9 protein-coding genes are annotated in these 11,885 nt (G+C 40.5%); 8 read left to right on the top strand and 1 reads right to left on the bottom strand.

Annotated features, from left to right (window positions below; translation table 11 throughout):
- The first annotated feature begins 5 nt into the window (after nt 1-5).
- Nucleotides 6-3,446: a pyruvate carboxylase gene (pyc, locus tag NYE23_RS12685; protein ID WP_341078293.1), complete on the top strand. Its 3,441-nt coding sequence runs from the start codon at nt 6-8 to the stop codon at nt 3,444-3,446.
- A gap of 45 nt (nt 3,447-3,491) precedes the next feature.
- Here the strand turns inward: pyc and NYE23_RS12680 are convergent, their stop codons facing one another.
- On the bottom strand, nt 3,492-4,469 hold the full coding sequence (locus tag NYE23_RS12680; protein WP_341078291.1) for a COX15/CtaA family protein: 978 nt from the start codon (nt 4,467-4,469) through the stop codon (nt 3,492-3,494).
- Nucleotides 4,470-5,103: 634 nt separating this feature from the next.
- Here NYE23_RS12680 and cyoE point away from each other — a divergent pair.
- The 7 genes from cyoE (at nt 5,104) to NYE23_RS12645 (ending at nt 11,880) form a co-directional block, all read left to right on the top strand.
- Nucleotides 5,104-6,042 carry a heme o synthase gene (gene cyoE, locus NYE23_RS12675; RefSeq protein ID WP_341078289.1) on the top strand — a complete coding sequence of 313 codons (939 nt, stop codon included), beginning with the start codon at nt 5,104-5,106 and terminating at the stop codon, nt 6,040-6,042.
- Nucleotides 6,043-6,153: 111 nt separating this feature from the next.
- Nucleotides 6,154-7,230: a cytochrome c oxidase subunit II gene (gene coxB / locus NYE23_RS12670; RefSeq protein WP_341078288.1), complete on the top strand. Its 1,077-nt coding sequence runs from the start codon at nt 6,154-6,156 to the stop codon at nt 7,228-7,230.
- Between the two features lie 28 nt (nt 7,231-7,258).
- Complete coding sequence (ctaD, locus tag NYE23_RS12665; protein ID WP_341078286.1) at nt 7,259-9,127, top strand: cytochrome c oxidase subunit I; 1,869 nt, start codon at nt 7,259-7,261, stop codon at nt 9,125-9,127.
- Nucleotides 9,127-9,756 (top strand): cytochrome (ubi)quinol oxidase subunit III, encoded by a 630-nt coding sequence (locus tag NYE23_RS12660; RefSeq protein ID WP_035328684.1) that lies wholly within the window; start codon nt 9,127-9,129, stop codon nt 9,754-9,756. Before ctaD ends, NYE23_RS12660 begins: the two co-directional genes overlap by 1 nt.
- 4 nt (nt 9,757-9,760) lie before the next feature.
- Nucleotides 9,761-10,096 (top strand): cytochrome c oxidase subunit IVB, encoded by a 336-nt coding sequence (gene ctaF, locus NYE23_RS12655; RefSeq protein WP_035328686.1) that lies wholly within the window; start codon nt 9,761-9,763, stop codon nt 10,094-10,096.
- A 180-nt stretch (nt 10,097-10,276) separates the two neighbouring features.
- Complete coding sequence (gene ctaG, locus NYE23_RS12650; protein WP_341078283.1) at nt 10,277-11,179, top strand: cytochrome c oxidase assembly factor CtaG; 903 nt, start codon at nt 10,277-10,279, stop codon at nt 11,177-11,179.
- A gap of 233 nt (nt 11,180-11,412) precedes the next feature.
- Nucleotides 11,413-11,880, top strand: coding sequence for a DUF420 domain-containing protein (locus NYE23_RS12645; RefSeq protein WP_341078280.1), 468 nt, complete (start codon nt 11,413-11,415; stop codon nt 11,878-11,880).
- Nucleotides 11,881-11,885 lie beyond the last annotated feature (5 nt).

The following is an 11,885-nucleotide window of genomic DNA, read 5'->3' as shown; positions in this document are numbered from 1 at the left end:
TTTGTTTGAGCAGAAGAATTAACAAGGTATTAGTAGCCAACAGAGGAGAAATTGCCATTCGTGTATTCCGTGCCTGCACAGAGCTGGATATTCGCACGGTAGCCATCTATTCGAAAGAAGATTCCGGTTCCTACCACCGCTATAAAGCGGATGAAGCATATCTGGTAGGGGAGGGCAAAAAACCGATTGATGCCTATCTTGATATTGAAGGAATCATTGATATAGCAAAAAGCAGTGATGTTGATGCCGTTCATCCGGGCTACGGATTTCTATCTGAAAATATTGAATTTGCAAAACGGTGCGAGGAAGAAGGCATCATATTTATCGGTCCAACTTCAAAGCATCTGGATATGTTTGGAGATAAAGTTAAAGCAAGAACTCAAGCCCAGCTTGCTGAAATTCCGGTTATTCCAGGCAGTGATGGTCCAGTAGACAGCCTGGATGAAGTGATTAGCTTTGGCAAAAATCATGGCTTCCCAATTATCATTAAAGCTTCACTGGGCGGCGGCGGAAGAGGCATGCGCATCGTAAGGAACCTTGAAGAAGTAAAGGAATCATATGAGCGTGCAAAATCAGAGGCAAAAGCAGCTTTTGGCAATGATGAGGTTTATGTTGAGAGATTCATAGAAAGACCAAAGCATATCGAAGTTCAAATCATAGGTGACCATGAAGGAAATATTGTTCACCTGTATGAAAGAGATTGTTCAGTCCAAAGGCGCCACCAGAAGGTTGTTGAAGTTGCACCTTGCGTCTCCCTCCCGGAGCATCTGCGAGACGATATATGCCAGGCTGCTGTCAACCTGATGAAGAATGTAGATTATGTAAATGCAGGAACTGTGGAATTCCTTGTTTCTGGTGATCAGTTTTATTTCATAGAAGTAAATCCGCGTGTGCAAGTTGAGCATACGATCACCGAAATGGTAACAGGTGTTGATATTGTACAAACGCAAATACTGGTGGCTGAGGGCTACTCGCTGCACAGCAAAGAAGTTGGTGTTCCTAAACAGGAAAATATTCATATACATGGCTTTGCCATTCAATCACGTGTTACAACAGAGGACCCTTTAAATAACTTCATGCCTGATACTGGCCGGTTAATGGCTTACAGATCTGGAGGCGGTTTCGGCGTTCGACTTGATGCGGGGAACGGTTTCCAGGGAGCCGTGATCACTCCTTATTATGATTCACTGCTTGTTAAGCTCTCAACACACGCTATGACTTTCCAGCAGGCAGCATCAAAAATGGTGCGGAATCTGCAGGAGTTCCGAATCAGGGGCATTAAAACAAACATTCCTTTCTTAGAGAATGTAGTAAAGCACGAGAAATTTTTAAGAGGGGAATATGATACTTCATTTATTGATGAAACACCTGAACTATTCCTCTTCCCGAAAAGGAAAGACCGCGGAACGAAGATGCTGAATTATATCGGGAATGTAACAGTAAATGGATTTCCGGGAATTGAAAAGAAAAAGCGTCCGGTATTTGAAGAGCCGCGAGTACCGAGATTAAAATACAGCACAGATTACCAGGATGGAACAAAGCAGATTTTAGATAATCAAGGTCCTGAAGGGCTTGTTAAATGGATTAAAGAACAAAAAGAAGTCCTGATTACGGATACTACCTTCCGTGATGCGCATCAATCCCTGCTCGCGACGCGGGTAAGAACTAATGACCTGAAGCATATAGCAGAGCCAACAGCAAAATTGCTTCCGGATATGTTTTCTTTTGAGATGTGGGGCGGTGCAACTTTTGACGTTGCTTATAGATTCCTGAAAGAAGACCCTTGGGATAGATTACTGACGCTGCGGGAAAAAATGCCAAATGTTTTATTCCAGATGCTTCTTCGTGCTTCGAATGCAGTCGGGTATAAAAACTATCCGGATAATGTAATAAGAGAGTTCGTAGAAAAATCAGCCTACGCTGGCATCGATGTATTCCGGATTTTCGATAGCCTTAACTGGGTAAAAGGGATGGAAGTCGCAATTGATGCTGTGCGCCAGACAGGAAAAATTGCTGAAGCCGCTATGTGCTATACAGGTGATATTCTGGATCCTGCCAGAACCAAGTACAATCTTAAATACTATAAAGACCTGGCAAAGGAGCTGGAAAATCAGGGAGCTCATATACTGGCCATCAAAGATATGGCTGGTTTATTGAAGCCGCAATCAGCATACACTCTTATTTCTGAATTGAAAGAAACTGTTGACATTCCAATTCATCTTCATACACATGATACGAGCGGGAATGGAATTTACACATATGCAAAGGCTATTGAAGCTGGAGTGGATATTGTGGATACGGCCCTGAGCACAATGGCAGGCTTAACATCCCAGCCAAGTGCTAACTCTTTATATTACGCGCTGCAGGGAAATGAAAGACAGCCAAAAATTGATATCCAGTCGCTCGAGCAATTATCTTACTATTGGGAAGATGTGCGCAAATACTACCAGGACTTCGAAAGCGGGATGAAAGCTCCTCATTCAGAAGTCTATCAGCATGAGATGCCTGGCGGACAATACAGTAATCTTCAGCAGCAGGCTAAAGCTGTTGGCCTTGGGGATAAGTGGGATGAAGTTAAGGACATGTATTCCCGTGTGAACCAAATGTTTGGTGACATTGTTAAAGTTACACCTTCATCCAAGGTAGTTGGTGATATGGCGTTGTTTATGGTCCAGAATCAGCTGACAGAGCAGGATGTTTTGAACAAAGGAAAATCTCTGGACTTTCCAGACTCAGTTGTAGAGCTGTTTGAAGGCTACCTGGGGCAGCCATATGGCGGATTCCCGGCTGAACTGCAAAAGGTCATATTGAAAGACAGGGAGCCAATCACAGTCCGACCGGGAGAGCTGCTTGAAGATGTAGACTTCGATGCTTTAAAAGAAAAACTCTTTAAAGAATTAGGCAGACAGGTTACAAGTTTTGATGCAATTGCCTATGCACTGTATCCAAAAGTATTTATGGAATATATTAAGATCTGCGATCAATTCGGTGATATTTCTGTTCTTGATACCCCTACATTCCTGTATGGTCTAAGACTGGGTGAGGAAGTGGAAATTGAAATTGAAACAGGTAAAACATTAATAGTTAAATTAGTTTCGATAGGCCAGCCTCAAGCTGATGGCACAAGAATTGTGTATTTCGAGCTAAATGGCCAGTCGAGGGAAGTAAGCATAAAAGATGAAAGCATAAAAGCTACAGCAGCAGCAAAGGCAAAAGCTGATCCGCACAATGAAAGCCATATTGCAGCCAGCATGCCGGGAACTGTCATCAAGTTACTTGTAGAAAAAGGTGAAAAAGTCGAAAAAGGCGATCACTTAATGATTACAGAGGCTATGAAGATGGAAACCACTGTACAGGCACCATTCTCTGGAATTGTGAAGGATATTTTCGTCTCAAATGGTGAAGCCATTCAAACTGGAGACCTCCTGATAGAGTTGTCAAAATAAACAAAAGAGCTTCGGCATTTGCCGAAGCTCTTTTGTTTATTGCATTTATGGAATGGAAGTAAAGGTAGGGATAGCAGATTCATCATTTTTCTCTTTTTCCTTAACTTCTGAAACAGCAAGCTCATTTTTTCTGCTTCGTGAAGACAGGAGGATAAAATAGCTTAATACTCCAAATAAGCAGGAAATAAAGAAGGCATGTGCAAGAGCTATATACAAGTTAAGTCTGGTTAAAACAACTAATGCTCCTGCGGCAACCTGGAGTGATACTAATATAAATGAAATAATCCAGCCCCAGTAAATTACCTTCTGGTCCTTGTAATGTTTAATGGCCAGATAGGTAATGTAACCAATCCATATGAAAATTAATCCCGCGGCAGCCCTGTGCCCCATTTGCACCCACTCGTACATATTAGCCGGAAGTGCGAAAGACCCATTTATGCAAAGCGGCCAGTCACGGCATACAAGGCTAGCATTTACATGACGCACAAGAGCGCCGGTGTAAACAACAGCATAGCTGTATAAAGAAACTCCAATAATATGTTTCCTCATTCTTTTATCGATAATAAGCTTTTCTGCCTCGAATTTTTTATCAACTTCAAAAATAAGCAAAGTCAGGAGCAGTACTGAAGCAAATGATATTAAAGAAATCCCGAAATGAAGGGCGAGCACAAAATCAGATTGCCCCCAGACTACTGCGGCAGCTCCAATTAAAGCCTGCAGGACCAGGAAAAAAAGTGAAGTAAGCGCTAAAAACTTTGTCTCTCTAATATGTCCTATTTTTCTCCATGTCCAAATCGATAAGATAAGAACCATAAATCCGATAGCGCCTGAAACTAGTCTATGTGCCAGTTCGATAATCAGTTCAGGAGTAATATCGGTAGGAACTAATTCGCCATTGCAAAGCGGCCACGATTTCCCGCACCCCATTCCTGATTCCGTTTTCGTTACCAGGGCACCGCCCAGCAAAACCAAAAGCATGCCGACTGATGTAAGAACAGCAAGCCATTTTAAAGATCGTTGCAAAGCCTTTCACCTTCTTTAAATATTCTAGGTTTATCAATAGTGTCAATAATTGATTTACTGCGTATTTGTCCATTATCTATCTTAACAAAGATTCTATAAAAAGACATATATGAATGTGCGTCCATTTACTTTTTCGATAGTACAGGAATAAAACGCTTTTTACAACAGTAATAAAAATTATAATGTTAATTATAGTAAAAAAGGTTGAAACTTATAATAGAGTTTGCTAGAAATATAAAGGGGGTATAAAATGGATGTCCCCTGTCGCGGAAAGTAACCCAAAATACATAAAAGTGAGTATGTTTATTCCTCCATAGTTCTTTGAAACAGTTTTATTATCTCAAAAATAAACCCTTTCTTTAAGTGAATTTAGACTTTGACACAAATTAGTCATAAATTATTCTAAAAAAATTCACAAAAGAGTTTTAAAGTGTGATTTAATATACAGAGAAATGGTTTAGATTCATTTAGATAGTAAACAGTTTAAAGACATTATTAATGGTAGAAAACTATTAGTATGATTATTATTCATCCAGGGTTTACCCCTCGTTTTTTATCGTGAATATGGCTTTCAGTGCATTTATACTTTATAGTAGGTGTAATGTTCGCGATAAGGGATTAAGGAGGAAAAGATATGTCTGACTCACGGGCTTTGAGTGATGCTGCTATTGAGAACAGAGAGCGAAGCCTTCAGCAAGATATACCTGAGACTACAGTTTGGAAGGACTTCCTTGCTCTTATCAAAATTGGCATTGTAAATTCCAATCTGATTACAACCTTCACCGGTATTTGGCTTGCACTGCATTTTTCAGGAAAAGGATTTTTTAATAATCTGGAACTGGTTCTTTATACAGTAATCGGCTCCTCATTGATTATTGCAGGCTCCTGCAGCTTAAATAATTATATTGACCGCGACATTGATCCATTAATGGAAAGGACAAAAGGGAGGCCAACTGTTACTGGGAAAGTGAACCCGGGCAAGGTGGCACTTTTGAGTTTTCTGCTTATTGGCCTTGGTACGGCCTTTTTAATGTTTACAACAGCAACAGCAGTTGTAATTGGATTAATTGGTGTTTTCAGCTATGTTGTCCTATATACAATGTGGACGAAACGCAGGTTTGTTTCCAATACTATTATAGGCAGCATTTCAGGGGCAGTTCCCCCGCTGATTGGGTGGGCCGCTGCGGATGGCAATCTTGACCCTATGGCTTGGGTGCTGTTCGCTATCGTGTTTATCTGGCAACCACCTCATTTTTATGCACTGGCTATGAGAAGGGCAGAAGAATACCGGGCTGCTGGAGTTCCGATGCTCCCAGTAGTAAAAGGGTTTAAAACCACTAAAAGGCATATTTATATTTGGGTTGCAGCATTATTGCCGCTGCCGTTTCTTATGCCATCACTTGGATTGCCATTCTTACTACTTGCTGGGGTTTTAAACATCGGCTGGTTATTGACTGGGTTATATGCAAGAAAGTTTAATGATGATATTAAATGGGCTACATTAATGTTTGTATACTCCCTGCAATATCTGACTATCATGTTTGTAGCTATGGTAATTATCACACTTATTTAACTTAGTTAGGAAATTCCTTCTTTCGTTTTTAACGAGAGGGGATTTATCCATATTTTTTGATCAAACAATTCAAAAAATGAAATCTTTACGAAAGAGGGGTTTGATTAAGCTATGAAAAGGCTTGCAAAGTGGCGTCTTTTTTCTCTGTTTGCAATGATGGCGCTCATTCTTTCCGCTTGCTCCGGCAAACCGTATTTATCTACGCTTAAACCTGCCGGCGAAGTGGCGCAGACACAATTTGATTTGATGGTGTTAAGTACTGTAATAATGGTAGGAGTAATTGCCGTCGTAACAGTAATCTTCTTTATTGTTGTTTTTAAATTCCGCCGCAAGGACGACAGAATTCCAAAACAAGTTGAAGGAAGCCACAAACTGGAAATCATTTGGACTGTTATTCCTATTCTTTTGCTTCTTATTCTTGCTGTACCGACAGTTTCAGCTACCTTTAAGCTTGCTGATGTAGGCCCAATGGAAAAGAAGAATGAAGAAGGCAAAACAGATGCACTTGTTGTTAATGTGCGTGCAAACTTATACTGGTGGGAATTTGAGTATCCAAACCAGGAAATTATCACTGGCCAGGAATTAGTTGTGCCAACGGATGAAAAAGTTTATTTCAATCTTATTGCTTCTGATGTTAAGCACTCATTCTGGATTCCTGCTGTAGGCGGTAAGCTGGATACGAACACGGACAACGTGAATAAATTCTGGCTGAAGTTTGACAGTGAAAAGGCTAAGGAAGCCGACAATTACTTTTATGGAAAATGTGCTGAGCTTTGCGGTCCTTCCCATGCATTAATGGATTTCAAAGTTAAAGCGGTTCCACGTGATGAATTCGATCAATGGGCAACTGCAATGGCAGAAGTAAAAGAACCTAAAAAGGCAGAGACAGATCTGGCTCAAGCTGGTCAGGAAGTCTTCAATAACAGTTGTATCGGCTGTCATGCTGTAACACCGGCAAACACTGCTCCAGAAGCAGCTCGTTTAGCTCCTAACTTAACAAACTTCGGTGATCGTGACCGTATTGCCGGTATCCTCGATCATACTGAAGAAGATCTTAAGGATTGGTTAAGAGATCCGGAAACATTCAAACCTGGCAATAAAATGACAGGTACTTATGGTGAATTATCTGAAGAAGAGCTTGATGCCCTGACAGAATATTTAATGGGCTTGAAAGTTATGGAACAATAGGGGATTTTTTGAAAAGGGAGGTAAAATTGTGAGTACCTTAGCACAAAAAAAAGGTTTCGGAGCGGTTTTATGGGATTACTTAACAACAGTCGACCATAAAAAAATCGCAATCCTTTATCTTATAGCTGGCGGATTTTTCTTCTTGCTTGGCGGATTGGAAGCTATGTTCATCCGTATCCAGCTTGCAGTACCAAATAATGACTTTGTAAGTGCCGGATTGTATAATGAAATTTTAACTATGCACGGTACAACGATGATCTTCTTGGCGGCTATGCCACTGATTTTTGCGTTTATGAATGCTGTTATGCCACTTCAGATCGGTGCGCGTGACGTTGCATTTCCATTCTTGAATTCTTTAGGATTCTGGCTGTTTTTCTTTGGTGGAGTTTTCTTGAACCTATCATGGTTCTTAGGTGGAGCTCCTGATGCCGGCTGGACTTCTTATGCTTCTTTATCAATTGCTTCTGAAGGGCATGGGATCGACTTCTATGCACTTGGACTGCAGATATCAGGTGCTGGTACGTTAATCGGGGGGATCAACTTCCTTGTTACCATCATTAACATGCGTGCTCCTGGTATGACATACATGCGTATGCCAATGTTCACTTGGGCTACATTTGTTACATCAGCATTGATTTTATTTGCATTCCCTGCTTTAACAGTAGGACTATTCCTGTTAATTTTCGACCGCATGTTTGGATCTAACTTCTTTGATCCTGCTATGGGCGGTAATACAATTATCTGGGAGCATTTCTTCTGGATTTTTGGACACCCTGAAGTTTACATCTTGGTATTGCCTGCTTTCGGTATTTTCTCCGAGATTTTTGCGATTTTCTCAAGAAAGCGCCTTTTCGGATACTCTTCAATGGTATTCGCAACGGTTCTTATCGGTTTCTTAGGATTCATGGTATGGGCTCACCATATGTTTACAACTGGTATGGGGCCGATTGCAAACGCGATTTTTGCTGTTGCAACAATGGCAATTGCAGTACCAACTGGTATTAAGATCTTTAACTGGCTATTTACAATGTGGGGCGGAAGCATCACTTTCACAACTCCGATGCTTTGGGCTATTGCCTTTATTCCTTCATTCGTAGCCGGCGGTGTTACTGGTGTAATGCTGGCGTCTGCTGCACAGGATTACCAGTATCATGACAGCTACTTTGTAGTGGCCCACTTCCATTACGTAATTGTCGGCGGTGTTGTGTTTGCACTATTTGCAGGCGCTCACCTTTACTGGCCAAAAATGTTCGGTACAATGTTAAACGAATTCCTTGGAAAAATTACGTTCGTATTATTCTTTATTGGATTCCATTTAACATTCTTTATCCAGCATTTCCTTGGACTTTGGGGAATGCCGCGCCGTATTTTCACTTACCTTCCTGGACAGGGGTTTGAAACGTCAAATATGGTAAGTACTGTAGGTGCTTTCTTCATGGCAGCTGCAGTAATCATCTTGTTAATAAATATTGTTATTACTAGCGTTAAAAATGAAAAGGTTGGCAATGATCCTTGGGGAGACGGCCGTACATTAGAGTGGGCCATTCCATCACCGCCTCCATTCTACAACTTCAAGCAGCTTCCGCTGATTCGCGGCCTTGATGCATACTGGCTTGAAAAAATGGAAGGCAAAAAAGGCATGTCGCCTGCTGAGCCGCTTGGTGATATTCATATGCCAAACAACTCATTCATTCCATTTGTGATTTCTTTCGGTCTATTTGTTGCTGCATTTGGTGCAATGTACCGCGCAGAACACAGCTGGGGTGTTCCAGTACTAATCGTTGGTATGCTTATTACTCTAGGCTCCATGTTTGTGCGTTCTGTTAAGGATGATCATGGATACCACATTCATAAAGAAGATTTGGAAGACACTAATGATAAGGGGGTTAAGGCATAATGGCTACTGAACAAAAAATGACTTATGAAACATGGCCTGCGTCGCCTGAAAAACAAACCCTCGAAGCCAAGAACAAATTCTTAGGTTTCTGGTTTTTCCTTGGGGGAGAGACGGTTTTATTCGCCTCCCTATTCGCTACTTACCTTGCTTTAAAAGACAAAGTACCAAGCAGTGACATGGCTCTTGCGAAAGACTTGTTTGAAATTCCTTTGGCATTCATTATGACAATGCTGCTATTAACAAGCTCGCTCACAAGCGTTTATGCTATGTATCACATGAAGAACTTCAACTTCAAAAAAATGCAGCTATGGCTTGGAATTACTGTTTTGCTTGGACTTGGATTCCTCGGTTTGGAAATTTACGAGTTCAATCACTATGTGCATGAATTCCATCATAGCTTCACAAGCAGTGCCTTCGGTTCAGCTTTCTACACGTTAGTTGGTTTCCATGGTGCTCACGTGGCATTCGGTTTACTATGGATCACTACGTTGATGATCCGCAACAGCAAAAGAGGATTGAGCCTTTACAATGCTCCTAAGTTCTATGTAGCCAGCTTATACTGGCACTTTATCGACGTTGTTTGGGTATTCATCTTCACAGTAGTATATTTAATGGGAATGGTGGGATAAACTGATGGCCAATCAACAACCAAACTCAGGTAACCCAAGAGTAGACATTGAATATAGACGCAAAAAAAGTGCAGAAGAGATGAGACATCAAGTTATCACTTTTGCACTAATGATCTTCCTGACAATTGTTGCGTTCGTCGCAGCAGGTTATGAAGGTTTCTCCGGATGGTTCATAGTGCCGTTCATCCTGATTCTTGCTCTTGTGCAAGTAATCTTCCAATTATATTATTTCATGCATATGAGCCACAAAGGTCATGAAGCACCGTCTTTGTTCTTATACTCAGGAGCATTTGTCGGATTTATCACAATCATTGCTTTCTTGACGGTTATTTGGTGGTAAGTTAAAAAGAAAATCGGCTGTAGGCCGATTTTCTTTTTATGTAATGCAATATTTGCAATTAATACCCATTTCCGATTTATTGAGATTGCAGACTGAAGAGAGTATAATAGTACTTGTCAATATCGCTTAGTATTGGATACGTATGAGGCCGGTTGAGCAATATTTAATGAGGTGATATTCATGTCTTTGGAAATATTCGGTTTCCGTGCACTTTGGAGTCCATATTTCTTTTTATTTGTAGCATTGATTCTTGCAGGCTACTATATGTTAACAGTAAAGTATCGTGGAAAGTTCAAAGATAGTGAGCCATTAACTAAAAGGCAGGGTGTGTATTTTACAATCGCTATGATTGTGTTATATGCGATCAAAGGCTCACCGCTTGACCTGATGGGCCATTTAATGTTTTATGCTCATATGATTCAGATGGCGATCCTGTATTTAGTTGTTCCTCCCCTTGTAGTCATGGGAATCCCACAGTGGGTGTGGAGAGCAGTGGTTAATCACAAAGCTATTAAACCTGTATTCAGTCTTTTTACAAGGCCATTAATAGCTATTATCCTGTTCAATGGAGTATTTTCCATATACCACATACCAGATGTTTTTGATGTGGTAAAAACGGATATGATGTTTCATACTGTGTATACCTCTGGCCTGTTTCTTCTGGCAATCTTTATGTGGTGGCCGACTATTAATGAGCTTCCTGAAATGGAGTCACTGGACGGTTTAAAAAAGGTAGGATATATTTTTGCAAATGGCGTTTTGTTGACACCTGCATGTGCTCTGATCATTTTTTCAGATACTCCAATGTACAGCACATATTCTGATCCAAATGCATGGGCTCAGGCTCTTCAGTTATGTGTCCCTTCTGCGACACTGGCAAGCCTGAATCTTAGCGGGCCGGAAATGTTCAATTCAATGTCACTTATACACGATCAGCAGCTTGGCGGGGTCATCATGAAGATTATTCAGGAAATTGTATATGGCTTTATTCTTGCGCAGATCTTCTATGCATGGTACAAAAAAGAACAGGAAATTACACCTTCAGAAGAAGAAGCAATACTAAATCCGCATTTAGTAAAATAAAAAATAAACTCCAGTCAGAGGCTGGAGTTTATTTTTTCAATAAAGTAAAGATATTGGCATATTGCAATGATAATGATCACATGGAATTAAATAAATATTGAACATTTAAGGAACTTTTATTAAAAGCTCATACAGTTTGTTGAAAAATATAGTACACTCTAATAAAATGAACTTTGTGATAAATAACACCTTGAATTTGAATTTTAAACTGATAGTGGAGAGAGGAAGAATTTATGGAATACTCATTGCCTATACTCCCTACCATAAGCACAGCCTTTATTGTTCTAAGTGCAATAACGGTTGCGATTGGGTGGGTGCAAATCAGCAAAAAAAAGCTTGAGGCTCATAAGAAAACAATGACTTTGGCTGCTGTGTTTGCTGTTATTTTCTTTATCATTTACGCCAGCAGAACTGTTTTTATTGGAAATACTGCATTTGGCGGCCCTGATGATATAAAAATTTATTATACGATCTTCTTAATTTTTCATATTACACTGGCAACTGTTGGAGCAGTTTTAGGAATTATCTCGTTATATACGGGCTATAAAAATAAAGTAGCAGCACATAGAAAGTTGGGGCCGATAACCAGTGTGGTCTGGTTTTTTACTGGCATAACAGGTGTTGCAGTCTATCTGCTGCTGTATGTTTTCTACCATGGAGGAGAAACCACCTCAGTTATAAAAGCAATCCTGGGTACGTAACAGGT

The organism is Cytobacillus sp. FSL H8-0458 (genome assembly GCF_038002165.1).
Lineage (GTDB): Bacteria > Bacillota > Bacilli > Bacillales > Cytobacillaceae > Cytobacillus.
This window is presented reverse-complemented; position numbering and strand designations above follow the sequence as displayed.

What these genes read in the sequence shown, in the direction of transcription:
- NYE23_RS12645 (WP_341078280.1), top strand. Translation starts at nt 11,413, where the DNA reads ATGGAATACTCATTGCCTATACTCCCTACCATAAGCACAGCCTTTATT.
- NYE23_RS12660 (WP_035328684.1), top strand. Translation starts at nt 9,127, where the DNA reads ATGGCTACTGAACAAAAAATGACTTATGAAACATGGCCTGCGTCGCCT.
- ctaG (WP_341078283.1), top strand. Translation starts at nt 10,277, where the DNA reads ATGTCTTTGGAAATATTCGGTTTCCGTGCACTTTGGAGTCCATATTTC.
- cyoE (WP_341078289.1), top strand. Translation starts at nt 5,104, where the DNA reads ATGTCTGACTCACGGGCTTTGAGTGATGCTGCTATTGAGAACAGAGAG.
- ctaF (WP_035328686.1), top strand. Translation starts at nt 9,761, where the DNA reads ATGGCCAATCAACAACCAAACTCAGGTAACCCAAGAGTAGACATTGAA.
- coxB (WP_341078288.1), top strand. Translation starts at nt 6,154, where the DNA reads ATGAAAAGGCTTGCAAAGTGGCGTCTTTTTTCTCTGTTTGCAATGATG.